Source organism: Phycicoccus flavus, from assembly GCF_004025965.2.
Taxonomy (GTDB): Bacteria; Actinomycetota; Actinomycetes; order Actinomycetales; family Dermatophilaceae; genus Phycicoccus; species Phycicoccus flavus.
Genome location: NZ_SAYU02000007.1, coordinates 18,658 through 43,286, shown reverse-complemented (window position 1 = coordinate 43,286; position 24,629 = coordinate 18,658). Strand labels below are relative to the sequence as shown.

General features: G+C 72.7%; 19 protein-coding genes. 7 read left to right on the top strand and 12 right to left on the bottom strand.

The genetic code is table 11. The features are described from left to right. Positions 1-21: 21 nt before the first annotated feature. The 3 genes from EPD83_RS03685 to EPD83_RS03675 form a co-directional block, all read right to left on the bottom strand. Entirely contained in the window at positions 22-555 is a 534-nt protein-coding gene (locus tag EPD83_RS03685; RefSeq protein WP_235950326.1) for an AAA family ATPase, read from the bottom strand. 139 nt (positions 556-694) lie between these two features. Further along, positions 695-2,554, bottom strand: coding sequence for a glycoside hydrolase family 3 protein (locus tag EPD83_RS03680; RefSeq protein WP_128365478.1), 1,860 nt, complete (start codon positions 2,552-2,554; stop codon positions 695-697). A gap of 26 nt (positions 2,555-2,580) precedes the next feature. Beyond that, complete coding sequence (locus EPD83_RS03675) at positions 2,581-4,704, bottom strand: glycosyl hydrolase family 28-related protein (protein ID WP_128365479.1); 2,124 nt, start codon at positions 4,702-4,704, stop codon at positions 2,581-2,583. A gap of 199 nt (positions 4,705-4,903) precedes the next feature. Here EPD83_RS03675 and EPD83_RS03670 point away from each other — a divergent pair, with 199 nt between their 5' ends. Both EPD83_RS03670 and EPD83_RS03665 read left to right on the top strand, forming a co-directional pair. Beyond that, positions 4,904-6,727, top strand: coding sequence for a right-handed parallel beta-helix repeat-containing protein (locus EPD83_RS03670; RefSeq protein WP_128365480.1), 1,824 nt, complete (start codon positions 4,904-4,906; stop codon positions 6,725-6,727). 178 nt (positions 6,728-6,905) lie between these two features. After that, complete coding sequence (locus EPD83_RS03665) at positions 6,906-8,960, top strand: glycosyl hydrolase family 28-related protein (protein WP_128365481.1); 2,055 nt, start codon at positions 6,906-6,908, stop codon at positions 8,958-8,960. Positions 8,961-9,052: 92 nt separating this feature from the next. Here EPD83_RS03665 and EPD83_RS03660 read toward each other — a convergent pair whose 3' ends face one another. The 3 genes from EPD83_RS03660 to ligD (EPD83_RS03650) all read right to left on the bottom strand — a co-directional run bounded on the left by EPD83_RS03660 (position 9,053) and on the right by ligD (EPD83_RS03650) (position 11,266). Continuing rightward, positions 9,053-9,358 carry a hypothetical protein gene (locus EPD83_RS03660; protein WP_128365482.1) on the bottom strand — a complete coding sequence of 102 codons (306 nt, stop codon included), beginning with the start codon at positions 9,356-9,358 and terminating at the stop codon, positions 9,053-9,055. Between the two features lie 74 nt (positions 9,359-9,432). Further along, entirely contained in the window at positions 9,433-10,320 is an 888-nt protein-coding gene (gene ligD / locus EPD83_RS03655; RefSeq protein ID WP_128365483.1) for a non-homologous end-joining DNA ligase, read from the bottom strand. After that, positions 10,310-11,266 carry a non-homologous end-joining DNA ligase gene (gene ligD / locus EPD83_RS03650; RefSeq protein ID WP_165566217.1) on the bottom strand — a complete coding sequence of 319 codons (957 nt, stop codon included), beginning with the start codon at positions 11,264-11,266 and terminating at the stop codon, positions 10,310-10,312. The genes ligD (EPD83_RS03655) and ligD (EPD83_RS03650) overlap by 11 nt, the downstream gene beginning before the upstream one ends. Positions 11,267-11,367: 101 nt before the next feature. Here ligD (EPD83_RS03650) and EPD83_RS03645 point away from each other — a divergent pair, with 101 nt between their 5' ends. The 3 genes from EPD83_RS03645 to EPD83_RS03635 all read left to right on the top strand — a co-directional run bounded on the left by EPD83_RS03645 (position 11,368) and on the right by EPD83_RS03635 (position 15,329). After that, positions 11,368-11,946 (top strand): ATP-dependent endonuclease, encoded by a 579-nt coding sequence (locus EPD83_RS03645; protein ID WP_165566216.1) that lies wholly within the window; start codon positions 11,368-11,370, stop codon positions 11,944-11,946. A 134-nt stretch (positions 11,947-12,080) separates the two neighbouring features. Next, positions 12,081-13,118: a non-homologous end joining protein Ku gene (gene ku, locus EPD83_RS03640; protein WP_165566215.1), complete on the top strand. Its 1,038-nt coding sequence runs from the start codon at positions 12,081-12,083 to the stop codon at positions 13,116-13,118. A gap of 147 nt (positions 13,119-13,265) precedes the next feature. Continuing rightward, a complete protein-coding gene (locus EPD83_RS03635; protein ID WP_128367829.1) occupies positions 13,266-15,329 on the top strand; it encodes a hypothetical protein in 2,064 nt (687 codons plus the stop codon). A 19-nt stretch (positions 15,330-15,348) separates the two neighbouring features. On the opposite strand, the gene EPD83_RS03630 is transcribed toward EPD83_RS03635, so the two are convergent. Both EPD83_RS03630 and EPD83_RS03625 read right to left on the bottom strand, forming a co-directional pair. Continuing rightward, positions 15,349-15,885: an amino-acid N-acetyltransferase gene (locus EPD83_RS03630; protein ID WP_128367830.1), complete on the bottom strand. Its 537-nt coding sequence runs from the start codon at positions 15,883-15,885 to the stop codon at positions 15,349-15,351. A gap of 396 nt (positions 15,886-16,281) precedes the next feature. Beyond that, the gene (locus EPD83_RS03625) at positions 16,282-18,801 is read right to left on the bottom strand and encodes an ATP-dependent Clp protease ATP-binding subunit (RefSeq protein WP_128367294.1); all 2,520 of its coding nucleotides are present in this window, start codon (positions 18,799-18,801) and stop codon (positions 16,282-16,284) included. Positions 18,802-19,026: 225 nt separating this feature from the next. Between EPD83_RS03625 and EPD83_RS03620 the strand changes: the two genes are divergently transcribed. Continuing rightward, entirely contained in the window at positions 19,027-19,899 is an 873-nt protein-coding gene (locus EPD83_RS03620; RefSeq protein WP_165566214.1) for an LLM class flavin-dependent oxidoreductase, read from the top strand. Positions 19,900-19,955: 56 nt separating this feature from the next. On the opposite strand, the gene EPD83_RS03615 is transcribed toward EPD83_RS03620, so the two are convergent. Then, complete coding sequence (locus tag EPD83_RS03615) at positions 19,956-20,660, bottom strand: DUF305 domain-containing protein (RefSeq protein ID WP_165566213.1); 705 nt, start codon at positions 20,658-20,660, stop codon at positions 19,956-19,958. A 184-nt stretch (positions 20,661-20,844) separates the two neighbouring features. Between EPD83_RS03615 and EPD83_RS03610 the strand changes: the two genes are divergently transcribed. Then, on the top strand, positions 20,845-22,209 hold the full coding sequence (locus tag EPD83_RS03610) for an LVIVD repeat-containing protein (RefSeq protein WP_322095767.1): 1,365 nt from the start codon (positions 20,845-20,847) through the stop codon (positions 22,207-22,209). An 86-nt stretch (positions 22,210-22,295) separates the two neighbouring features. On the opposite strand, the gene EPD83_RS03605 is transcribed toward EPD83_RS03610, so the two are convergent. The 3 genes from EPD83_RS03605 to EPD83_RS03595 are packed head-to-tail and all read right to left on the bottom strand — an operon-like array spanning position 22,296 to position 24,611. Next, on the bottom strand, positions 22,296-22,784 hold the full coding sequence (locus EPD83_RS03605; protein ID WP_128366506.1) for a hypothetical protein: 489 nt from the start codon (positions 22,782-22,784) through the stop codon (positions 22,296-22,298). 50 nt (positions 22,785-22,834) lie between these two features. After that, entirely contained in the window at positions 22,835-23,674 is an 840-nt protein-coding gene (locus tag EPD83_RS03600) for an Fpg/Nei family DNA glycosylase (RefSeq protein WP_128366507.1), read from the bottom strand. 7 nt (positions 23,675-23,681) lie between these two features. Continuing rightward, complete coding sequence (locus EPD83_RS03595) at positions 23,682-24,611, bottom strand: DUF305 domain-containing protein (protein ID WP_128366508.1); 930 nt, start codon at positions 24,609-24,611, stop codon at positions 23,682-23,684. Positions 24,612-24,629 lie beyond the last annotated feature (18 nt).

Sequence of the window (24,629 nt, the reverse complement as noted above, 5' to 3'; positions counted from 1 at the left end):
GCGTCCGGTCCCCGCGGGCGGTCAGCGCAGGGCCGGCGGCCAGCGGTGGCGGCGCCAGTCCGCCCAGGTCTCGAAGGCCGGCGGGGGGTCGTCGACGGGTTCGGTGCCGTCGCGCTCGCCGGGCGCCGGGACCTCGTAGCGCGCGGCCCAGGCGGCGAGGTCGGCGTCGGACACCGGCCAGGTGGTCTCCGGCGTCTGGGCCTGCCGCCGGTCCAGCCGGGCGCGCAGCTCGGGCAGCGGCACGTCGAGGACGCGCAGCTCCACGGCGGCACCCGCCTCGGCAGCGGCGTCCCGCAGGGCCGAGCGCTCGTCGCGGCTCCAGAGCCCGAAGTCCAGGACGACGTCGACGCCGAGGGCGAGCACGCGCAGAGCGAGGTCGACGAGCCGGCCCTCGACGACGTCGGACACGGCCTCGGGGTGCTCCGGTCCGGCGAGCGCCTTGACCCACTCGTCCTTGGTCAGCCGCAGCGCTCGGCGCTCGGTCTCGAGCCGGCGGGCCACGGTCGTCTTTCCCGCACCCGGCAGCCCGACGACCAGGAACATCGTCGGTCGCACCCCCCACCACCTCACGTGATCGGCACCATCCTGCCCGACCTGTCGATCGTTGCCACCACGGTGCGGTCACCGCAGTCCTGGCACCGACCGGCCGTGGTCGGCGCTTCTCGGTGGCGCCGGCGGAGGCCCGCTGCAGGCGTCAGGCGGTCGGCACCTGCCGGCGCACGCCGGAGCGGACGGGGAAGACCGGGTCGACGGTGTCGGACGGCACGTCGGACCGCGACGCGCGGACGGCCGCCATCGAGCGCGGGATCTCCATCGGCAGGGTGGCGTCGGCATGGACCTCACCGGTGAGCGCGGCGAAGAACGCCTCGTCCCCGCCGCCGAAGCTGCCGACGAGAACCGTCGCGAGGTCGACGAGCGGGGTGAGGACCGCGGGCCGTTCGAGCTCGACGTCGAGCACGACCGGCACCCGGTCGGCGATCCGGCGCAGCCGGTAGCGCAGGCCGGGCGGGAACTCCAGCGACCCCTGGTGGAACTTGCGCTCCATCGGGATGTCGTCGCGGGCCTCGAAGGGCGCCTTGACCCGGATGACGGCCAGGTCGGCGTCCTCGGGGTGCTCGACGAGCGTGCCGTACCGCGCGGCGACGGTGTGGTCGACACCCTCGACGTAGAGACGCTGCCCGGACCGGATCGGGAGCGCCGGCACGTCCTCGTCGTCGCGCTCGACCTTGAGCACGGTGAACGAGCGGGCCTGGGCGCGAAAGCCCTCGGCCGCGAACTCCGAGCAGCCGACCAGCTCCTCGGCGGCGTCCTCGTCGACGAACGGGTCGTCGAACAGGCCCAGCCGGAACTTCACGAGCAGCAGCCGGCTGACCGAGACGTCGAGCCGCGCCTCGGTGACCTCGCCGTCGCGGACCATCGTGAGCAGCAGGTCGGTGAAGTCCTCGCCGCCGAACTGGTCGACGCCGGCGTCGAGAACCTTCACGACCCGCTCGCGCGCCGACAGGTGCTCGGCGCCCCAAGCACGGGCCGGGAAGACCCGCCCGTCCATGTCGCGGTCCATGACGAGCTTCCAGTCCGAGACGATCGCGCCGTCGTACCCGAGCTCTCCGCGAAGCAGCCCGGTGAGGATCTGCTTGTTGTAGCCGAAGCCGACCTCCTCGATCGGTTCCCCGTTCCGGACGAGCCCCTGCGGCATCGCGTAGTACGGCATCATCCCGGCCGTTCCGGCCTCGATCGCCGCCCGGAACGGCTCGAGGTGGTACTCGAACATCTCTCCCGGATAGACCTGCTCGCGGCCGTACGGGAAGTGCGCGTCCTCGCCGTCCAGCTGCGGCCCGGCCCCGGGGAAGTGCTTCGTGATGCACGAGACGCTGTCCGGCCCGAGCTGCGGCGCCACCTGGAAGCCCTCGAGGTAGGCGCGCACGTACTCCGAGGCACGGCCGGCGTCCTGCCCGAAACACTGCACCTGGCGGCCCCAGCGCGGCTCGGTCGTCAGGTCGATCTGCGGGTGCAGCGCCGACCGGATCCCGACCGCGCGGTACTCCTGGCGGGCGATCTCGGCGAAGCGGCGGACGAGGTCGACGTCGTCGATGGCGGCGAAGCCCAGCGGCTCCGGCCACTGCGAGAACCCGGAGGCCTTGAACGACACCTCGCTGTTCTCGACGAAGGCGTGCCGCGGGTCGGTCGAGACCGTCACCGGGATCCCGTGCGGGGTCCGCTCGGCGAGGGACTGGAGGGCGTTCATCCAGCGCGCGCCGAGCCGCGGCCCGCCGAGGGTGTGGACGTTGTAGTGGGTGATGAGCCGCCCGGACACGGTGTCGGACGTCTTGGGCCGCCCACCGACGACGGTCTCGGCGAGCGTGCCGTCCGGCCCGGCGTGGATGACCGGGTGGAACATCAACCCGACCTTCTCCTCGAGCGAGAGCCGGCCGACGAGGTCGGCCGTCCGCTGCTCCGGGGTGAGCCGCGGGTCCTCGAAGGGGTCGAGGACCCCGTTACCGTTGAGGTCGCGGTACTGCGTGCCGTCGTCGGCGGTGGTCAGGATGGGCTTCATCGGGTCTTCTCGCTCGGGGTGGATGGTCAGCGGCCGCGGCCGACGTACAGCGGGACGAACGAGTGGGTGTCGTCGGAGCGGCGCGGCAGGTCGGTCGAGGACAAGGTCCTGGTGACGCCGTCCTGGGTCTCGCGAGCCTGGGTCGCGTAGTACTGCCCGCCGTAGGTGCCCATCGTCACCGAGATGTCGCTGTCCACGGTGTCGATCATGGGCCGGTCGTCCGGGATGGTGAATCCTCCCGTGTAGACGTTGTTCATCCCTCCGAGCAGCTCGGTGCGTCCACCGGCACGGGTCTCGAAGGCGGTCCACGCACCTTCCAACTTGAAGGCCATGACCCAGAGGTCCGACCCGTCGTTGACGATGTTGGGGTCGCCGTACTCCGGGTCGAGGAAGCGGGCCCAGACGCGCTGCCCGGTGAAGACGAAGCCCGGGAGGCCGACGTGCGGCTCGTGCTGACCGGTGCGGCAGGAGACCGACTCGAGGAAGACCTTCCCGCCACTCACGGAGTTGCGGTAGATCGGCGCGTGCTGGTGGTGGCAGTCGAGGACGACGAGCGTGCGCCGCGACGCGTGGTCGAGCACCGGGCTGCGCTCCTCGCCCTGGATCCAGCCGAAGAGGTCCTCGACGACGAGCGGCACGTCGTCGGCGCGCCCGCCGACCCGGAACATCGGCTCGCCCTCGGCGAGCTCGAACAGGTCGAGCCCCGGGCCCTGCACGACGTGGGTGTACATGAAGTTCACCCGCTCGACCGACGAGGGGATCGTCACCGTCGCCCCGAGCACGTACTGATGGCCGGGCTGGAAGTACACGACGGCGGCTCCGGAGTCCATCGCGGCCTGGATGGCAGCCGCGTCGTCGGTGGCGCCGTCGCCGACCGCCCCGAAGTCCTGGACGTTGGCCCAGGAGTCGACGTCCTGCGGCCAGGCCCGCAGCGGCGTCTCCTCGATCGGCAGCCCAAGGGTGCGCTCGGCTGTTGGGAAGAGGGTCTGGACTCCCTGGGCGGAGTACTCGGCGACCCGACCCGTCGGGACGACGACGTCGCCGGAGCGGGTGACCGCGGACCCGTAGCCACCGGCGACGACATCGCGGACGAGGAGGCCGCCGGAGCGCGAGTCGAGCGCGGTCGCCGACGTGGCGCCGCCGACGAGCCGCGAGTCGAGGACGACGAGCAGGCCGTCGTCGCCGGTGACGACGCCGGCAGGCACGCTGTTGCGGCTGTCGAGGTCGCGGACCGAGACGACCGCGTCCTCGACGACGATGCCCGCGACCCGCTGGCCGGCGAGGGCGACGTGCTCGATCGCCACGCTGAAGCCGCGCGGGGGCCCGGCGAAGATGCCGGTGTCGAAGCCCTCGACGACGAGGTTGCGGTAGCTGCCCTGGGTCACGAGGATCTCGAGCGAGAGACCGGTGTCGCCGGTCCCGTCGCCCGAGCGGATCGTCACCTGGCGCACGCCGCCGTTGTTCGCCCCGGCGTGCACGAGACCGACGGCGCCTGGGTTTCCCGAGCCGGTGTCGATCGTGAGGTTCTGGACATAGTTGGAGGCGACCGACCCGTTGCGCGACCCCTTGGCCAGGCTCAGGACCGGCTTGTGCGCTCCAGGGCCGAACCCGGGGGCGTCGTCCCGCAGGCGGATGACGGTGCCGTGGCGGCTCTCGCCCTGGAACCGGATCCGGGCGATCTGCTCCTGCCCGTTGCCGTTCTCGAGGAGCGGCGCGTCGTAGACGATGGTGTCGCTGACGAGGTACTCGCCGTCCGGGACGTAGATGACGTTCTGGCTGCCCCGCGCGACGTCCGCGCGGTCCGCCTGGTAGCGGTCGACGATGTGGCTGGAGGCGGCGATGAACGCCGCGGTGTCGTCGGTGACGCCGTCGCCGACGGCGCCGAAGTGTCGCTTGACGTCGAAGACCCCGACGCCGTCGAGCGAGTCCGCGTACACGTCGTCGGGGTAGACGACGTGCTCCTCGAAGAAGGGTGACGTCGGCTTCTTCGTCTGGCCCGGAGGCGGGTCGGGGATCCCGGGAGGCGGGTTGCCCTCGGCATGGGCGGTCGGGGCGGCGGCCGAACAGCCGACCAGGACCCCGGCGACCCCGAGGCCACGGAAGACCGAGCGACGGTCGACGGAGCGGGCGGAACGAGTGGTGTCAGACACGGGACGACCTCACTTCGGTGTTTGTTTGCGAACTTGAGGAAAAAACCTAGAGGGTCTGTAAACCCATGTCAATAGGGGGATATTGCCCGTCCGTGCGCGGGCTCGTGCGGTTGATGCCGGATGGTGGGGTTGACGGCGTCGCAGCCGTCGCTTAGTTTTTACCGCACGCGAAATAATCTGTGGGAGGACGACGATGTTCATGCCTCCCGCCCCCGTGCGCCGCCGGCGCCCCGCCCTCGTGGCGACGACCGCCGCCCTGGTCCTCGCCGGAGCCGGCGCGGTCGTCGCTCCGACGCCTGCCACCGGAGCCTCCAACGCGCCGCCCGTCTGCGAGAACAACCTCGAGATCCCGGCCGGGACCCAGTTCGCCTGCGTCCTGGTCCCACCGGGTGACGCCTACGCCGACGACGGTGGCACCTGGCGCGTCGTCGGCGCCCCGGCCGGCCTGCGTGCCCAGGACCGCAGCGGGTACCTGCACTGGACCCCGTGGCCGGACCAGGTGGGGTCGCACGCGATGACGGTGACCTACCCGTCCGGCAAGACCAAGGAGCTGAAGCTCAAGGTCCGGCCCAGCGCGTACACGATGCCGGCCGGCATCTACGTCGCCCCCGGAGGCGCGGACAGCGGCAAGGGCACCCCCGACAAGCCGCTCGGAGACCTCCAGAAGGCGGTCGACAAGGCCGAGCCCGGCGACACGATCTACGTCCGCGGGGGCGTCTACACCAACCCCGAGTACGGGCAGCCCTTCGACGGGACGCGCGACAACAACTTCGTGAAGATCAACGGCAAGAACGGGACCTTCACCAAGCCCTTCGTCCTGCGCAACTGGGGCAACGAGTACGCGACCTTGAAGTCGGACGTCAACGGCATCTTCGTCCGGCAGTCGGAGCACTGGACGATCCAGGGCCTCGAGCTCGAAGGCACCGCGGCCGACCTCGACATCGACGAGGCCCTCCGGACATGGTGGAACGACAACGCGCTCTCGACGCCGGTCGGCGCGCGTGGCCTGGCGATGAACGGGTCGCGCCGGGTCACCATCCGCGACATGGTCGTCCACCACTTCCCGGGCGCCGGCGTCAGCAACAACGGCGGGGCCTACGTGAGCAGCGAGGACAACCTCGTCTACGACAACGCCTGGTACTCCACTGCGGGCACCCACGGGTTCAGCAACTCCAAGCCGGCGTCGGACCCCGACGACAACCCGGACACCTTCGGCATCCGGATGACGGGCAACTTCGTCTTCGGCAACCAGTCCTCGAACATCTCGCACGTCTTTCGTAAGGGTTTCGTCACCCTGGAGATCGACGAGGGCAACGGGCTGCACATGCAGAACAACGCCGAGACCTTCATCGGCCGGTTCCTCGCCGAGGACAACGTCTCGGTCCTCAACGGCAAGGCCGGCCTCGGACTCAACACCGTCGACGGCAGCACCATCCGCAACAACAGCTTCTTCCACAACGCTCAGGCGGTGCCGGGCAACGGCGAGCTGTCCCTTCAGGAGTCCGCGTCCGACGCCATCTCCTTCAACCTCTTCCACGCCTCCCCCGGCGCAGTGACGGTGCGCGACTTCCAAGACCGCTTCATCGGATTCCGCAACAACCTCGCCGTCGACGTGCCCGGTGACGACCTCCCCGAGGGCATCACCGCCGTGGACTCCGTCTTCGTCGACCCGCAGCACGGAGACTTCCGCCCCGCCCCGGGAATCCCGGCCGGCTACGGCGCGTCGGAGGAGACACTGGACCGGGTCTCGACCTGGGCCGTCGAGTACGGTCTCGAGGTCGCTCCCGCTCCGGACCACGTGACGGAGCGGTACAAGGACACGCTGCGTCGGCGGATCCTCGCGACCTGGCCCGCCCCCGGCAGCACGGAGGCCGACTCCCTCGGTGTGCCCGCGAACCTCGTCCTGCGGGTCCCGACCGACGGCGACGGCTACACCTGCTACGACTACTCGACCCGCGGCCTGTACCCCGGCGACTCACCCACCGTGTGCCCCGCCGCAGGCAGTGACACCGACGACGAGTGACGTACCGGGCCGTCGTGGCAGGCACGGGTGCCGCCACGAGCGCCCGGTCATGACCTCGGTGAACCGTCCCGAGGCCACCACCCCACACGGCCGCCGGGCACTCCACCCGGACGCCCGACGACACCCTCCCCCAGGACAGAGAGGTCCGATCCCATGACGTCCCCCTTCTTCACCCCGAGTGGTCCGCGCCCCCAGTCGCCGACTGCTCCTCGGCGCACTCGGCGCCGGCGGCCTCACGCTCACCGCGGGTTCGCCGGCCCACGCCGACGAGCACCACGACCCAGGCCGTTGGGTCACCGGCCGCAGCGACTGGTCCGAGAACGTCGTCTTCCCCGACGAGGCGTTCGCGAAGACGGTCGGCGACGCCGGCGTCATCGACGTCAAGCGCCTCTTCGGCGCCGCGGGTGACGGGGTCACCGACGACACCGCCGCGCTCGTCGCCGTCTACGACCTCGTCCACGACCGTTTCGCGGCCGACCGCAACGGCCCCCTCGTGGACCAGAACATCATCTATCTGCCAGATGGCGAGTACCTCGTCTCGGACACGGTCGTCTACTCCGAGCCGCTGAACGAGGCGGACAACGACAACGAGAACAACGCCCGGATCCGGTTCCAGGGCCAGAGCCGCGACGGCGTGACCATCCGGCTCGCGGACGGCTCGGCCGGCTTCGGTCCCGGTGCCGACAAGCCAGTGCTGTCCCTCGCCAAGGGCTTCCGCAACGGCACGGTCGCGTCGAACTACGTGCAGAACCTCACGATCGACACCGGCTCGGGGAACCCGGGTGCCACCGGGCTGCTGTTCTGCGGCGCCAACAACGCCGCCGTTCGGCACGTGGCGATCCGTGCCGCCGACGGCGAGGGCGTCAAGGCGATCTCGCTGCCCATCTGGGTCACCCAGGGCACCTACGAGGACCTCGACCTCGTCGGGTTCGACCACGGCTTCTACTGCGAGACGCCGCGCGGGTACCTTGTCGTCCTGGACGGGGTACGGATGACCGGCCAGCGTGTCTCCGGTATCGAGTGCGTCGACTCGTGCGTGTCGGCCCGGCGCGTCGTCGGCGACATGGCAGCCCCGGTCGCCCGGGTCACCGGACCCGGCGGCCACCTCGTGCTCGTCGACTCCTTTCTCCGCGGCCGCGACGACTCGGTGCCGGCGGTCGACTCCCAGGGCGGCCAGCTGTTCGCCCGCGACCTGCGCACCCCCGGGTACGCGTACGCGATCCGACGGGAGGGAGAGGTCGCCGTCCGCGCGGCGAAGGTGCGGGAGTACGTGTCCGCACCGGTCGCGACGCTGTTCGAGCAGTCGCGGACGACCTCGCTCGACCTGCCCGTCCAGGACAGCCCCCGCTCGCCCTGGCCGGAGGACCTGTCGCAGTGGGAGAGCGTCCTCGACCACGGTGCCGTCGGCGACGGGACGACGGACGACACCGCCGCGATCCAGTCGGCCATGGACTCCGGCAAGCCGGTGGTCTGGTTCCCGCCGAACCACGTCTGGAAGCTCGACGGGACCGTGACCATCCCCGGCTCGGTGCACCGGGTGAACTTCATGTACACCCACGTGCGCGCCGGATCCGGTCTCGCCGAGGACCAAGGCATGTTCGCCATCGGCCACGGCTCCGGACCGCTCATGCTCGAACGCCACTTCGGCTGGACCAACGAGACCAAGCTCGCGTACTTCGTCGACCACGCCTCGACCCGGACGCTCGTCTGCCAGGACATCCACATCCAGCAGGGCCCCATGTACCGCAACTCGGTCCGCGGGGGCACGGTGTTCTTCGACAGCTGCTCGGCCCGCACGGCGTTCAAGAAGCCGGAGGTCGGCAAGGTCGCGTTCCTCTCCGACCACGTCACTGCCTACGCCCGCTTCATCAACCCCGCGTACGGCAGGCCGAACGTCGTCAACCACGGCGGCGACGTGTGGCTGTTCGGCGTCAAGGCCGAGGGGCCGTGGGTGGTCTTCGACACCGACGACGGCGGCCGGACCGAGATCCTCGGGGCGATCTTCAACGTCTACACCGGTACCTGGGACCTGGACCCGGAGCGGCCGGTGGTCCGCAACCACGAGTCGTCGGTGTCGGCGTCGCTGTCCACCTTCCACGAGGGCGGCAACGCCTTCGAGACCGCGGTCGCGGAGACCCGCGGCGGCGAGACGCGGCTACTGGCCGGGGCGGACCTGCCGGGCCGCCTCAACACCGGCCAGTTCTTCGTCCCGCTGTACGTCGGGACGCCCTGAACCCGGACTCCAGCCGACGTCGGCGCCGCTCGACCGTCCGGGTCGGGCGGCGCCGTCCGGAATGACCCCGGGGGCTGCTACTCGGCGGTCGGTCACACGGGGAGCCAGCGGCCGCTGTCCCACCGGTAGGTCGCGGCGACCCTGGTGTCCGTCGACGGCAGGGCCGCCGGGCCGCGCGGCGGGTGCGCCGGTCGCGGGTGGTCGTCGACGACGCCCGCGGCGAGCGCCGTCGTGGGGGGCAGCGCCGCGACGCCGACGAACGTGACGGCGGCCGCCGCGGTGAGGACGCCGACCCAGCGGAGGGCGGCGGTGCGGACGGGGGCGTGGCGGCGTCCGGCGGCGGGGCGCGGCGTCGTCGGGAGCGCGGAGGTGGCGGAGCCGGGGGTCGAGGTCGTCATGCGAGAAGGCTGCCCACCGCGGTCATGGCGGCGGTGTGCGCCGCCTGTGCGTCCGCGGTGGACGGTCCGCGAGGCTACGGGAGGTCGGCGAGAAGGTCGCCGTGCTCGTCGAGCCGGTCGAGCAGGTCCTCGAACATCACCTGCTGCAGGGCGTCCGGGTCCTCGGCGCCGGCCTCGACCTCCTCCCAGGTCCGCGGCGCGGCGACGCACGGCAGCTCGCGGCCGCGCAGGGAGTACGGGCTGATCGTCGTCTTGGCCGCGACGTTCTGGCTCCAGTCGAGGAACACCTTCCCGGGCCGCAGCGACTTCGTCATCTTCCACAGGACGAGGTCGGGGTGCTTCCGCGTCATCTCCTGCGCCAGCTGCTGCGCCAGGTCGCGCACGTCGTCGGAGCCGAGGTCGCCGCCGAGCGCCGCGTACAGCTGCATCCCCTTGCTGCCGGACGTCACGGGGTACAGCTCGAGCCCGAGCCGTTCCAGCCGGTCGCGCAGCAGCAGGGCCACCCGGGCGCACTCGTGCAGGCCGGCCGGCTTGCCCGGGTCGAGGTCGACGACGAGCCGGTTCGGGTTCTCGGGCTCGCCGTCCTCGGTCACCGTCCACTGGGGGACGTGCAGCTCGAGGGAGTTGAGGTTGACCAGGTAGGTCAGCTCGGCGAGGCCGGGCACGAGCGGGTAGGTGACGTCGTCGACGGCGACCCGCGGCAGCCACGACGGCGCGCCGGAGGGCAGGTTCTTCTCGAAGAACTGCTGGTCCTCGACGCCGTGCGGCCAGCGGACCCGGGTCACCGGCCGGCCCGCCAGGTGCGGCAGCAGGACCCCCGCGACGCGCGCGTAGTAGTCGAGCACCTCGCCCTTGGTCGTCTCCGTCGACGGGTACATCACCTTGTCCAGGCTGGTGAGCCTCAGGCGCCGGCCGTCGACCTCGACCCGGGTGACCTGCGGCTCGTGGCGCTCAGCCGCCATGGGGCACCTCCTGCAGCTCGGCCGGGTCCAGGTCGCTGCGCACCCCGAGGTAGGTGGGCTGCCGCAGCCGGTGGTCGGCGGTGAGCATGAGGGTGCGGACCTCGACGACGACCCGCGGCTCCACCCACGTCGTGCCGTCGGCGTCCGGGCGCGGCACGACGTCGGAGAACGGCGGGGTGTCGCTCTCGTCCCGCCGCAGCCGTCGCAGCAGGGCCGTCCCCGCGGACCCGGCCAGCCCCGACCCGACGCGGCCGGCGTACCGCCAGCCCCCCGCGCCGTCCGGCAGCCCGACGAGCACCGCGCCCAGCCGGCCCGCCGACGACGCGCCGGAGCCGGCCTCCGCGCGCCAGCCCCCGACGACGACCGAGTACGTGCGCCGGTGCGCGACCTTGCGCCAGTCCGGCGAGCGACGCCCGGGCAGGTACCGCGCCGAGCGGCGCTTGCTGACGACGCCCTCGAGCCCCTCGTCGGCGGTGACCTGGAGCAGGGCCGCGCCGTCGTCGTGCACCTGCGGCACCTGCCAGGCACGGCCGGCGAGGTCGAGCTCGACGAGCAGGCGCCGCCGCGCCGTCCACGGCTGGCCGGTGAGGTCCTGGCCGAAGAGCCGCAGCAGGTCGAAGACCATGAGCGTCACCGGGCGGGTGCCGGCCAGGCGCTCGGCCTGGCGCCGCTTGGTCACGTGCATCCGTTCGGTGAGGGCGTGGAAGCTCGGAAGGCCGTCCTCGAGCGCGACGACCTCGCCGTCGAGCAGCAGGTCCTCGTAGGTCCCGGCGAGCCCGTCGAGCTCGGGGAAGGCGGCCGTGACGTCCCGCTCGGTGCGGCTCGTCACGCTCACCCGGCCGTCCCGGACGTCGACGAGCACGCGCATGCCGTCCCACTTCACCTCGTGCACCCATTCGCGGCCCGCCGGCGGGCGGTCCGCGGCGGTCGCGAGCATCGGGCGCATGCGCCCATCCTGCCGCCCGATCCCGGGGTGGGGTGCTCATCCGGTCGCCCCGGCGACCACTCCGGCACCCGACCCGCGCGGGAGCGGGCTAGCGTCACGGGATGGACGGGGAGACGAGCGAGGCCGGCGGGGCGGGGACCTCGCCGGTCGTGCTCGTCGAGGGCGAGAGCGACGCCGTCCTCGTCCGGTACGTCCTCGCCTCGCGCGGCGCCGTCGCCGACGTGCTCCCGATGGGCGGGGTGACCAACCTCCCCCGGTGCCTGGAGCGGCACGGCGGCCCGTCGCGGCGGGTCCTCACCCTCCTCGACGCCGACGAGCAGCGTGTCGCCGTCCGCGCCCTGCGCCGGTTCGGCCGCGACGCCGAGACCGCCGACGAGCTCGCGCGGCACGGCGTCTTCGTCTGCGAGCGCGACCTCGAGGACCTGCTGATCCGCGCTCTCGGCCCGGACCGGGTGCTGGACGGGCTCGCGGCCATGGGCGAGCTCGGGGCCTTCGCGTCCTTCTCCCGGATGCCGCAGTGGCGCAGGCGGCACGTCGTCGACCGGCTGCACCGCTTCGCCGGGTCCGGCTCCGGACGCAAGGCCCGCCTCGCCGCCGCGCTGGCGCCGCGCCTGGACCCCGACGACCTCCCCGACCCGCTCGACGCCCTCGTCCTCGCCGTCCTCGCCGCCGGCCCCTGACCCGGCCCGGCCGGTGCGCCGGGCACGTCCCCTCGCGGGGCTCCCCCGCGAGGGGCCGACCGGCCTACGCTGGGCACCGGAGCAGCCGCCGCCGAGCCCCGGCGGGCGGGCCGAGGTGAGAGGGACGTGACCCGATGCGCGCGATCTGGAAGGGCGCGGTCTCCTTCGGCCTCGTCAACGTGCCCGTGCGGCTGTACTCGGCCACCGAGAACCACGACGTGCAGTTCCGGCAGGTCCACCGCGAGGACGGCGGCCGCATCCGCTACCGCCGGGTGTGCCAGATCGACGGCGAGGAGGTCAGCTACGACGACATCGCCAAGGGGTACGAGACCGAGGACGGCGACATGGTCGTCCTCACCGACGACGACTTCGCCGACCTGCCCTCGAGGACGTCCAAGGAGATCGGCGTGACGAAGTTCGTCCCGGCCGACCAGATCGACCCGATGTGGCTGGACAAGAGCTACTTCCTCGAGCCGGACAAGTCCGCCACCAAGCCCTACGTGCTGCTGCGCGACGCCCTCGAGACCGAGCAGCGGGTCGCCATCGTCACCGTCTCCATCCGCACCCGGATGACGATGGCGGTGCTGCGGGTGCGCGACGGCGTCATCGTCATGCAGACCATGCTCTGGCCCGACGAGGTCCGCGCCGCCGACTTCGCGCACGTCGAGGAGGAGCAGCACGCCTCGACGCAGGAGATGGACATGGCGCGCATGCTCATCGACCAGCTCGCCGGCGACTACGACCCCGACGAGTACGAGGACGACTACGCCCTCGCCGTCAAGGAGCTCGTGCGCGCCAAGGTCGAGGGCGGCGAGGTGCGGGTCAGCGCCGTCGAGGAGGAGGACGGCGGCGAGGTCGTCGACCTGCTCGCGGCCCTGTCCCGGTCGGTCGAGAAGGCCAAGGCCTCGCGGGGGGAGTCCTCGGGGGGCTCGGGGTCCGCCGGTTCCTCCTCGTCGAAGGGCTCGTCGTCGAAGGGCTCGTCGTCGACGGGCTCCTCGTCGACGGGCTCCTCGTCGAAGGGCGGCACGAAGAAGACGGCCGCCAAGACGTCGACGGCGAAGAAGAAGAGCACCGCGAAGACCGCGGCCAGGAAGAGCACCACGAAGAGCTCGGCGGCCAAGAAGACGGCGACGAAGAAGAGCGAGAAGAAGAGCGAGAAGAAGGCCAGCTGACCCGCCGGACCACCGACCGGCCGACGGGTGCGGTGCGCGCCCTCGGGGCACGGCGTGCGGGCGCCGCGGGAGGTCCCGGTCCACCGGCGGAGCGGGCGGCGAGCGCCTAGCATGTGCCGGACGCCGGTCGACGCACGGGGAGGGCCCATGACGACGATGCTGCGTCGCGTCGTCGGGGCGGTGCTGGCCGCCGGCCTCACCGCGGCGGGTGCCCTGGTCGCCGCCGCCCCCGCTCAGGGCGTCGAGGGCCTCGAGGTCACCGCCGTCAGCCGCTACGAGTACGACGCGCCGGCCCGGGCGGTGCACGCGACGATGACCCTCGACCTGCGCAACGTCAGCCCCACCACCGAGCGGGACGGCGGCGTCCTCCAGTACTACTACGACGCCTACGCCGTGCCGGTGCCGCGCAGCTCGACCGAGGTCCGGGCGCGCAGCGGGGACCAGGACCTCTCGGTGAGCACCAGCGGGACCGACGACCCGAGCATCGCCCTGGCCCGGATCTCCTTCCCCGACCTCACCTACGCCCAGACCCGGCGCATCGTCCTCACCTTCGACATCACCGGCGAGTCCCCGCGCTCCGCCGACCAGACGCGGATGGGTCCCGGCTACGCGACCTTCGTCGTCTACGGGCCGGGCGACCCGGGCCGCAACCGCGTCGAGGTCGTGGCGCCCACGGACCTCACCTTCACGAGCACCACGGACGGGTTCGACGGCGGCACCGGCGGACCCACCTCCACCTACACCGCCACCGCGAACACCTTCGAGGGCGGGCTGTGGGCCGTCGTCTCGCTGCGCGACCCCGAGCAGAGCCGGGAGCGGCTCGTGGACGTCGAGGACCTCTCGCTCATCCTCGAGTCCTTCCCCGACGACCGGCAGTGGTCCTCGTTCGTCGCCGACCGGGTGACCACCGGGCTGCCGGTCCTGGAGCGCCTCGTCGACAGCCCGTGGCCGGGCGAGCTGCAGCGCATCCGTGAGGACGCCGCCCCCTCGCTGCGCGGCTACGACGGCTGGTACGACCCGACGGGCGAGGAGATCGTCGTCGGCGAGCAGCTGGACGCCGACCTCATCTACCACGAGCTCTCGCACGCCTGGCTGTCCGGCGACCGCTTCGACGAGCGTTGGCTGTACGAGGGCCTGGCCCAGGTCGTCGCCGACCGCACGGTCGCGGCCACCGGCGGCACCCCGGACGAGCAGCGACCGGTCTCGCCCACCGACGAGGGGGCGGTGCCGCTCAACGCGTGGGACGGCGGAGCGGGCACCCGGGCTGCGGAGGTGGACGCCTACGCCTACCCCGCGAGCCACCGGGTGATGACCGAGCTGCTGGCCGGGCTGGACGACGACGAGCTGGGGGCGGTCGTCGGCGCCGGCGTCCGCGGCGAGCGCGCCTACGACCCGCCCGGCACCGTCACCCCGAGCGCCGGGCGGACCTCGTGGACGGACTGGCTGGACCTGGTCCAGACCCGGGGCGGCCAGGAGGAGGCACCCGAGGTGTTCGCCACCTGGGTGCTCACCGACGAGCAGCGGGGCTCGCTGGAGGCGCGGGCCCGGGAGCGCACCGGGTACGCGGCGGTCGACCGCGGCGACGGCCCCTGGCTCCCGCCCGAGGGTCTGCGCGACGCCCTCACCTCGTGGGACTTCGACCGCGCCCGCGCCGTCCGGCGGGAGGTGTCGGGTCTCGCGGACGACGTCCGGGCGCTGCAGCGGGCCGCCGAGGCCACCGGCCTGCGGGTACCACCCAGCGTCCGCCGGTCCTACGAGCGGGCGAGCCTCGAGGACGACTACACCGCCCTCGCGTCGACGCTCCCCGCGGCCGCGGGGGCGCTGCAGAGCGTCGCCGCCGCCCGCGACCTCGCCGCCGCCGATCCCGACCCCTTCACGGCCCTGGGTGCCCACCTGCTCGACGTCGACGCCCGGGCCGCCGAGGCCGTCAGCCTCCTCGACGACGGGCAGGTCGCGCAGGCGCAGGCCGCCGCCGACGAGGTCGCCGGCCGGAGCGGATGGATGCTGCCGCTCGGCCTCGGGCTGCCGCTGGGCGCCGTGCTCGTGCTGCTGGGCGTCGTGTGGCTCGTCGTCGTCCTCGTCCGCCGCCGGGTCCGAGGCGGGCGTGCGGGTCGGCCCGGCGCCCCGACGCCTGCGGGACGGACCGGACCGGACGAGCCCGACCCCACCGGGGCCCCGGGGCTGCCGGTGTCCGGCCACGGCGGCCCGTAGCAGCCCGAGCTCGCGTGAATCAGAGCACCCGGAGCATGCGGGTGTTGCCGAGGGTGTTGGGCTTGACCCGCTCGAGGTCGAGGAACTCCGCGACCCCCTCGTCGTAGGAGCGCAGCAGCTCGGCGTAGACCTCGTGGCTCACGGCCTGCCCGTCGATGGGGGTGAAGCCGTGGCGCCGGAAGAAGTCGGTCTCGAAGGTGAGGCAGAACAGCCGGCGCAGTCCGAGCTCCCGGGCCTGCTCCACGAGCCGCTCGAGGATGGCCGACCCCAGCCCGCGCCCGGCGACCTCCGGGAGCACCGCGAGCGTGCGGACCTCGGCCAGGTCCTGCCACATGACGTGCAGCGCGCCGCAGCCGACGAGGCGACCGTCCTGCTCGGCGACGACGTAGTCGCGCACGCTCTCGTAGTACGAGACCGCCTCCTTCTGCAGGAGGACCCGGGACTCGGCGAGCGGGGCGACGAGGGAGCGGACGGTCCGCACGTCGGCCGGACGGGCCGGGCGGATGACGATGCCGTCCGGGAGGGGTGGGGGCTGGTGCGGGTCCGGGCTCGGCACCTCGGCACTCTAGCCCGCGCCCGGCCGCTCACCGGGCGCCCGTCCGCGCGGGGACGCAACCTCGACCGGTGGAGTCCAGGCGTGGCCCGCACATGGGGACGGCCCGCCACCGCAGGGGTGGTGGCGGGCCGCGTGCAAGAGGCCCCGGAGGCCCTTGCGTTAAACAGTGTCGGTCATGACCGTTCTCGGGTGGGTAAAGGAACAGTCAAAACTTGTTAAGAGACTGGCAAAAGGTTGCCATTCTCCGGGCCCTCAGGACGGCTTTGTCGGAATGACCGTCCCCCGCAATTCTCGTCGTGGGAAAACTCACCGGGATCACACTCGCGGCGCCCACGCCCGGAACACGCCGACGGCCCCCGACCGTGGGGTCGGGGGCCGTCGGCCGCCGGAGGTTGCTCAGCCCTCGGAGGCCTCGGCCGCGACCACCGGGAGCTCGATGCCCCGGCTGTGCGGCATGCCGCTGAAGGTGAACGAGTCGTCCTTGGTCTCGCCCTGGGCGTCGACCGCGACGATCTCGCCGGACTTCAGCTCCCCGAAGAGGATCTTCTCCGAGAGCACGTCCTCGATCTCGCGCTGGATGGTTCGGCGCAGCGGCCGGGCGCCCAGCACGGGGTCGTACCCCTTGGTCGCCAGCAGGTTCTTGGCGGCCGGCGTGAGCTCGATGCCCATGTCCTTGTCCTTGAGCCGCGTGTCGAGCTTCGCGATCTCGAGGTCGACGATCTGGACGATCTCCGCCTGGGTCAGCTGCGGGAAGACGATGGTGTCGTCGACGCGGTTGAGGAACTCCGGACGGAAGTGCTGCTTGAGCTCGTCGGTGACCTTGGCCTTCATCCGGTCGTAGTCGGACCGGCTGTCGGGGCCGGCCGAGAAGCCGAGCGTGCCCTTGGAGATGTCCCGGGTCCCGAGGTTGGTGGTCATGATGATGACGGTGTTCTTGAAATCGACCATCCGACCCTGGGAGTCGGTGAGCCGGCCGTCCTCGAGCACCTGGAGAAGGGAGTTGAAGATCTCCGGGTGCGCCTTTTCCACCTCGTCGAACAACACGACGGAGAAGGGCTTGCGGCGCACCTTCTCGGTGAGCTGTCCGCCCTCCTCGTAGCCGACGTACCCGGGCGGGGAGCCGAAGAGCCGCGAGACGGTGTGCTTCTCGCTGTACTCGGACATGTCGAGCTGGATGAGGCTGTCCTCGTCCCCGAAGAGGAACTCGGCGAGCGTCTTGGCCAGCTCGGTCTTCCCGACGCCCGTGGGGCCGGCGAAGATGAACGAGCCACCGGGACGGCGGGGGTCCTTGAGGCCGGCGCGGGTGCGGCGGATGGCCTGGGAGAGCGCCTTGATGGCGTCGTCCATGCCGACGACCCGCTTGTGCAGCTCGTCCTCCATGTGGAGCAGGCGGCTGGACTCCTCCTCGGTCAGCTTGAAGACCGGGATGCCCGTCGACGCGGCGAGGACCTCGGCGATGAGCTCCTCGTCGACCTCGGCGATGACGTCCATGTCGCCGGACTTCCACTCGGCCTCGCGCTTGGCCTTCTCGTTCCGCAGGTTCTTCTCGTCGTCGCGCAGGCGCGCGGCCTTCTCGAAGTCCTGGCCGTCGATGGCCGACTCCTTTTCCCGGACGACGGACGCGATCCGCTCGTCGAACTCGCGCAGGTCCGGCGGAGCGGTCATCCGGCGGATGCGCAACCGCGCTCCGGCCTCGTCGATGAGGTCGATGGCCTTGTCCGGGAGGAAGCGGTCGTTGACGTACCGGTCGGCCATGTTCGCCGCCGCGACGAGCGCGCCGTCGGTGATGGACACCCGGTGGTGGGCCTCGTACCGGTCGCGCAGGCCCTTGAGGATCTCGATGGCGTGCGCGAGCGTTGGCTCGGCCACCTGGATCGGCTGGAAGCGACGCTCGAGGGCGGCGTCCTTCTCGATGTGCTTGCGGTACTCGTCGAGCGTCGTCGCGCCGATGACCTGGAGCTCACCGCGGGCGAGCATCGGCTTGAGGATGCTCGCGGCGTCGATGGCGCCCTCGGCCGCACCGGCCCCGACGAGGGTGTGGATCTCGTCGATGAACAGGACGATGTCGCCGCGGGTGCGGATCTCCTTGAGGACCTTCTTCAGCCGCTCCTCGAAGTCACCGCGGTAGCGGCTGCCGGCGACGAGCGCGCCGAGGTCGAGGGTGTAGAGCTGCTTGTCCTTGAGGGTCTCGGGCACCTCGCCCTTGACGATGTCCTGGGCCAGGCCCTCGACGACGGCGGTCTTGCCGACGCCGGGCTCGCCGATGAGGACGGGGTTGTTCTTCGTGCGGCGGGAGAGCACCTGCATGACCCGCTCGATCTCCTTCTCGCGCCCGATGACCGGGTCGAGCTTGCCCTCGCGGGCGGCCTGGGTGAGGTTGCGGCCGAACTGGTCGAGCACGAGCGACCCCGCGGGGGTGCCCTCGGCGGGACCACCGGAGGGGGCCCCGGCGCCCTGCGCCGCGCCCTCCTTGCCGCCCTGGTAGCCGGAGATGAGCTGGATGACCTGCTGGCGCACCCGCGAGAGGTCGGCGCCGAGCTTGACGAGCACCTGGGCCGCCACACCCTCGCCCTCGCGGATGAGGCCGAGGAGGATGTGCTCGGTGCCGATGTAGTTGTGGCCGAGCTGCAGCGCCTCGCGGAGGCTGAGCTCGAGGACCTTCTTGGCCCGCGGGGTGAACGGGATGTGACCGGTGGGGGCCTGCTGGCCCTGACCGATGATCTCCTGCACCTGCTCGCGGACGGCCTCGAGGCTGATGCCGAGGCTCTCGAGCGCCTTGCTGGCCACCCCTTCGCCCTCGTGGATGAGGCCGAGGAGGATGTGCTCGGTGCCGATGTAGTTGTGGTTGAGGCCGCGGGCCTCCTCCTGCGCGAGGACGACCACGCGCCGGGCCCGGTCGGTGAACCGTTCGAACATGGTGCTACTCCTGACGTCGAGTCACCTCGATGCTAGTCGCGCCACCTGACGGTGACCCCCCGTTGTCCAAGGGTCACGGTGACACGTCCTGTCGAGGAGATGAACGCCTCCGGCCGCGGCCGGTGTTCCGCGTTCGCCCAGGGCGTACAGGCCCGGGCGGCCCGTCCCCCCGCGGTCGGGGCCAGCCCGGCGCGGATGTCGGTGCCGGCGGGCACACTGCGACCCATGACGACACTCGGCGTGATCTTCCTGCCCGACCGCCCGCCGGAGGCCCTCGTCCCCGCGGCCCGCGCGGCGGAGGCCGCGGGGCTGGACCAGCTGTGGCTGTGGGAGGACTGCTTCTGCGAGGGCGGTGTCGCCTCCGCCGCGCTGGCGCTCGGGGCCACCTCGCGCATCGCGGTGGGGCTCGGCGTCATGCCCGTGCCGCTGCGCAACGTCGCCCTCACGGCGATGGAGGTCGCCACGCTCGAGCGCGTCCATCCCGGCCGGCTCGTCGCCGGGCTCGGGCACGGGGTCCAGGACTGGATGGACCAGGTCGGTGCCCGGGCGGCCTCCCCGCTGACCCTGCTGCGCGAGTACACCGAGGCGCTGCGGTCGCTCCTCGCCGGCGAGGAGGTGTCGGTGTCGGGCCGTCACGTGCGGCTGGAGGGCGTCCGCCTGGCCTGGCCCCCGGCCGGGCCGGTCGCCCTGCACCTGGCCGGGGAGGGCCCGCGCACGCTGGACCTCGTCGGGGAGCTCGGGGACGGGCTCGTCGTGCCCGGGGGCTACACCCCGCAGCGGCTGCACGAGGTGGTGCAGCGGGTACGCCGGGCGGCCGAGGCAGCCGGCCGTGAGCGCGCCCCCGAGGTCACCGTGTTCCTGCCCTGCGCCTTCGGCCCGGACGCCGAGGGTCTCCTGGCCACGCACCGCGAGCGGCACGGCGCCGCTGCCGACGGCCCGCCGACCGAGGTGTGGGGTGACGCCGAGGCCGTCGCCGCAGGGGTCCGGCGGTACGCCGAGGCCGGGGCCGACGCCGTCGCCCTGCAGCCGATGGGCGACGTCGACCTCGACCGGTTCGCCGCCGCGGCGGGCGAGGTCCGGGCCCTCGTGGCCGACTGAGTCGCGGCGGGACCGGCCGCCGGCGGGAGCACGGCGTGGGCCGCGACGCACCGTCCTCAGGCGAGGCGCTCGAGCATCTGCCGCATCTGGCCGATCTGCTTGGACTGCGTCGCCACGATGTCGTCGGCCAGCTCGCCCACCCGGGCGTCGGTCCCGTGGACCGCGTGCCCGTCGACCATCGCAAGGGCGCCCTCATGGTGGGCGATCATCAGCCGCAGGAAGAGCCGGTCGGCCTCGGGCCCGCGGGCCTGCGCGAGCTCGGTGAGCTGCGCCGTCGTCGCCATGCCCGGCATCGCCGCGTGGTCGGCGTGGTCGGTGAGGCGCGGGTTCGTCGCCTCGGGGGGCACGGCCTCGCCCCAGCCCTCGAGGGTGCGGGCCATGGCCTGGATCTCGGGCTCCTGCTCGTCGCGGATGCGGGAGGCGAGGCTGCCGACCTGGGTGTCGGAGAACGCGTCGACGGCGTCGACGAGGACGAGCGCCTGCGCGTGGTGGGCGATCATGTCCTCGAGGAAGCCGACGTCGGTCGCCGACCCGCTCGGGGTGGTCACGGGGGTCGCGGCGGGGCCGGTGAGGGTGGCGTTGGGCTCGCCGGGGCGCCCCGGCTGGAGGACCGGGACGTCTCCCGCGCTCGCGGTGGTCGCCGGGAGCGCCTCACCCGAGGTGCACCCGCCGAGCACACCCGCAAGCCCGACGACGAGCGCCGGCACGACGAGCGCCGACCGGCGAACGGCGGGAGACGTCAGGGGGCGGAGGCGGCGCACCGCGTCACTGTAGGCGGACCGGCCCGCCGACCGCCCGTCCGGATGACGGGCGAATCCCACTTCTTGCCAAGTCTTTACCTCGGGCTGAGCCTCCGCTGAGAAGTCTGCGGGCAGAGTCGTCCGCACCATCCCGAGGACGGCGGACCGGACAGGGGTCCACCGACTCCCGAGCGGAAGGATGGACATGACACGACTCCGTCGCCTCGCAGCGGTCGCTGCGGGAGCAGTGGTGGTCCTCGGTGGAGGAGTGGGGGCAGCGAGCGCCGGCGACGGCGTCGGGCTGTCCGGCACCGACCTCGCCCCGGACCAGATCGGACGCAGCGCCAACATCGAGGTCCTCGCGAACGTCCCGCACACCGGGCCGTTCACCGGGCAGTTCGGCACCGACATCGCGTTCCAGGGTGACCGCGCCTACGTCGGCAACTATCAGGGCTTCATCATCTACGACATCTCCGACCCGACGGAGCCGAAGACGCTGAGCCAGGTCAACTGCCCCGGCTCCCAGAACGACGTGTCGGTCTCCGGCGACCTGCTCTACGTCTCGACCGACAGCTCGCGCAGCGACGACTCGTGCGCGTCGACGAGCCAGTCGGCGACGATCGAGGAGTCGTGGGAGGGCATCAAGATCTTCGACGTCTCCGACCCGACCGCGCCGGTCTACGTCAAGGCCGTCGAGACCGACTGCGGGTCGCACACGAACACCCTGGTCCCCGGGGAGACGTCCGACTACATCTACGTCTCGAGCTACTCGCCGCGCTCGACCTTCCCGGACTGCCAGCCGCCGCACGACGCCATCTCGATCATCGAGGTCCCCAAGGCCGACCCGGCCTCGGCCGCCGTCGTCGCGACGCCGAACCTGTTCCCGGGCGACACCGGGCTCGGGCAGACCAGCGGCTGCCACGACATCACCGCCTACCCCGCGAAGAAGATCGCGGCCGGCGCGTGCATGGGTGACGGCATCATCATGGACATCTCCGACCCCGCGGCCCCGGTCGTCGTCGAGCGGGTCACCGACACCGAGAACTTCGCGTTCTGGCACTCGGCGACCTTCAACCAGAAGGGCACCAAGGTCGTCTTCACCGACGAGCTCGGCGGCGGCGGCGCGGCGACGTGCAACGAGCAGATCGGCCCGACGCGCGGCGCCAACGCCATCTACCAGCTGTCCGCGGACAACCAGCTGACCTTCGGGTCGTACTACAAGATCCCGCGCCACCAGTTCGACAGCGAGAACTGCGTCGCCCACAACGGCTCCGTCGTCCCGGTCAACGGCCGCGACGTCATGGTCCAGTCCTGGTACCAGGGCGGGGTCTCGCTGTGGGACTTCACCGACATCGAGAACCCGCGCGAGCTCGGCTGGTTCGAGCGGGGTCCGCTCTCGCCGCGGAACGTCGGCGGCACCTGGTCGGCGTACTACTACAACGGGTACGTCTACAGCTCGGACATCCAGAAGGGCTTCGACGTCCTGCGGCTCACCGACAAGAACCTCAAGAAGGCCGCCGACGTGCGGCTCGGGGAGCTCAACCCGCAGTCGCAGCCGGTCTACCGCTGACGCCACCGACCGCGACCATCTCCTGACGGCGCCGGCCCGTCCCCGTGCGGGGGCGGGCCGGCGCCGTGTGCGGTGTGGGGTCGTCCTCAGCCGGGGTCGACCTCGTCGGAGAGCAGGGTGACCCGCAGGACGAGGTCGGACCCCCGCCGTGACTCCAGCAGGACCGGCAGGCCCGGACGGGCGAGGTCGAACCACACCGTGTCGACCGCGTCACCGTCGCCCATCGTGTAGCGGACGCAGTCCAGGTCCCCCAGCGGGTGCTCCAGCCGGGCGCGCTCCAGGCTCGTGCGGTCCGCCGGGTAGGACGCGTGCGACTGCAGGTCGCGCCAGGTCACCCGCTCGCGGACCGGCGCGTCCTGGTCCTCGCCGTCCTCACCGATCGAGGTCCGGACCTGGATGACGCCCTCGGCGTCGGGCTCGACGTACCGGACCCGCCTCGTGCTCGCCGCACCCCCCAGCGGCTCGGTCCGGACGACCTGGGTGCGGCCCTGCGGGGTCGCCGCCCGGATCTCGTCGGCGCTGAACGGGGTCGGCAGGTGCCCGGCCTCGAGGCGGTGGGGGTCCTCGCTCGTCATGGTCATTGACTACCAGCCGCGCGCTGCGGTGTCACCGACCCCCGGCCGCGTCAGCGACGGCGCTGGCAGTTGCCGCACCAGAAGAGGTTGCGGCCGGCGACGACCTTCGTGCGGACCCGCGAGCCGCACCGCACGCACTCCTGGCCGTCGCGCTTGTAGACGTAGGACGTGCGCTCCGTCAGACGGGGCCGCTCGCCGCGGCCGAGGGCGGCCTCGACGTCGGCCACCTGCTCCTCGACGGTGACGATGCGCCCGGTCGCGACGCCGAGCGGCATGAGCCGCACGAGGTCGTCCCAGACCAGGCGCCAGGACTGCGGCCGCAGCCGCCTGCCCTCGGTCGCCGGGGACAGCCGGTGCCGGAAGAGCACCTCCGAGCGGTACACGTTGCCGATGCCGGCGAGCACCGCCTGGTCCATGAGCAGCTCGCCCACGGTCCGCGAGGAGCGGCTGATGCGGCGCCAGGCCCGGTCGGGGTCGGCAGCGGGGTCGGAGCCGGCTCGCAGCGGGTCCGGCCCGAGGCGGTCGAGGACGGCCGCGACCTCGTCCGGGGTGAGGACCGCGCAGACGATGGGCCCGCGCAGGTCGGCGACGTGCTCGGCGGTGGCCAGACGCATCCGCACCTGCCCGACCACCGGCACCTCGCCGGTCCAGTCGCCCTCGTCGACGGTGAAGGTGCCGATGAGCCCGAGGTGCACGTGCACGAAGCGGTCCGCGGCGAACTCGAGCAGCAGGTGCTTGCCCCGCGAGGTCGCGCCGAGCAGCTCGGTGCCGGTGACCTGTGCGGCCCCCTCGGCGAACCGCCCCTGCGGGCTCGTGACGACCGGGCGGGTGCCGGCGAAGGCCGCGTGCAGGTCGCGGGCCAGCGCGTAGAGCGTGTGTCCTTCGGGCACGCCGGCCTCAGGTCAGCCGCTCGAGCATGGCCGTGATCTCGGCGATACGCTCGGTCCGGGTGGCGGTGACCGACCCCGCGAGCGCACGCAGGCCGTCGTCACCGGTGTCCGGGCCGAGGTGGTCGGCGACGAGGTCGAGGGTGCCCTCGTCCTGGCGCATCAGCAGGGCGAGGAACAGCCGGTCGGCGTCGGTGCCGTTCGCCGTCCGCAGGTGCCCGAGCTGCACCTGCGAGAGCCCGCCGGGGACGCGGGAACGCTCCCGGATCCGGGTGTCCCGCGGGGCCGTCGCCTCCGGCGGGACGGGGGCACCGTGCTCCTGCAGCCAGGACACCATCCGCTCCAGGTCGGGGTCGCGCTCGTCGCGGACCCGACGGGCCAGGGCGGCGACCTCGGGGTCACTCCCCTCGAGGGTGTCCGCGAGGACGACGTTCTGGGCGTCGAGGACGACGAGGTCCTGCACGAGCCGGGGGTCGGTCTCCGGTTCGGCTCCGGACGCCGACGGCAGGGGCGAGGGGGCAGCCGCGACGCCGCCGGGGTCGGGCGGGGTCGAGCCGCTCGTCACGGGCGCGGAGGCCACCGACGGCGTCGGCGGCGCCTCCCGGCTGCTCCAGCCCCAGACGGCGCTGCCCAGCACGAGCGCCACGGCGATGCCCGCGGGCGCGGCGCGGTGCCGCAGCAGCCCGCGGCGCAGTGCGGTGAGCCAGGCCGGACCGGGCGGACGGGCGGCCGCACGCCGGGCCCGGCGCCCGGTCGCCGGTGCGGAGTCCCTCGCGGCGGACGACGCGGTCGGGGCCGTGAACCGGAGGGACGGCGCCCGGCGTCGGCGGCCCCCGGCGCGACTCCGTGCGGCCCGCTGCTCCTCCTGCACTCGCGCCCGCTCGCCACGTCGCGCCGGGGCGGCATGGCGGCCGCGGGCGGGATGACGGTCGGAGCGCACCGCGACACTGTAGGTCCC

What these genes read in the sequence shown, in the direction of transcription:
- EPD83_RS03680 (WP_128365478.1), bottom strand. Translation starts at nt 2,554, where the DNA reads ATGAAGCCCATCCTGACCACCGCCGACGACGGCACGCAGTACCGCGAC.
- ligD (WP_165566217.1), bottom strand. Translation starts at nt 11,266, where the DNA reads ATGCGCCCGATGCTCGCGACCGCCGCGGACCGCCCGCCGGCGGGCCGC.
- EPD83_RS03610 (WP_322095767.1), top strand. Translation starts at nt 20,845, where the DNA reads ATGACACGACTCCGTCGCCTCGCAGCGGTCGCTGCGGGAGCAGTGGTG.
- EPD83_RS03625 (WP_128367294.1), bottom strand. Translation starts at nt 18,801, where the DNA reads ATGTTCGAACGGTTCACCGACCGGGCCCGGCGCGTGGTCGTCCTCGCG.
- EPD83_RS03620 (WP_165566214.1), top strand. Translation starts at nt 19,027, where the DNA reads ATGACGACACTCGGCGTGATCTTCCTGCCCGACCGCCCGCCGGAGGCC.
- EPD83_RS03605 (WP_128366506.1), bottom strand. Translation starts at nt 22,784, where the DNA reads ATGACGAGCGAGGACCCCCACCGCCTCGAGGCCGGGCACCTGCCGACC.
- EPD83_RS03645 (WP_165566216.1), top strand. Translation starts at nt 11,368, where the DNA reads ATGGACGGGGAGACGAGCGAGGCCGGCGGGGCGGGGACCTCGCCGGTC.
- EPD83_RS03660 (WP_128365482.1), bottom strand. Translation starts at nt 9,358, where the DNA reads ATGACGACCTCGACCCCCGGCTCCGCCACCTCCGCGCTCCCGACGACG.
- EPD83_RS03635 (WP_128367829.1), top strand. Translation starts at nt 13,266, where the DNA reads ATGACGACGATGCTGCGTCGCGTCGTCGGGGCGGTGCTGGCCGCCGGC.
- ku (WP_165566215.1), top strand. Translation starts at nt 12,081, where the DNA reads ATGCGCGCGATCTGGAAGGGCGCGGTCTCCTTCGGCCTCGTCAACGTG.
- EPD83_RS03670 (WP_128365480.1), top strand. Translation starts at nt 4,904, where the DNA reads ATGCCTCCCGCCCCCGTGCGCCGCCGGCGCCCCGCCCTCGTGGCGACG.
- ligD (WP_128365483.1), bottom strand. Translation starts at nt 10,320, where the DNA reads ATGGCGGCTGAGCGCCACGAGCCGCAGGTCACCCGGGTCGAGGTCGAC.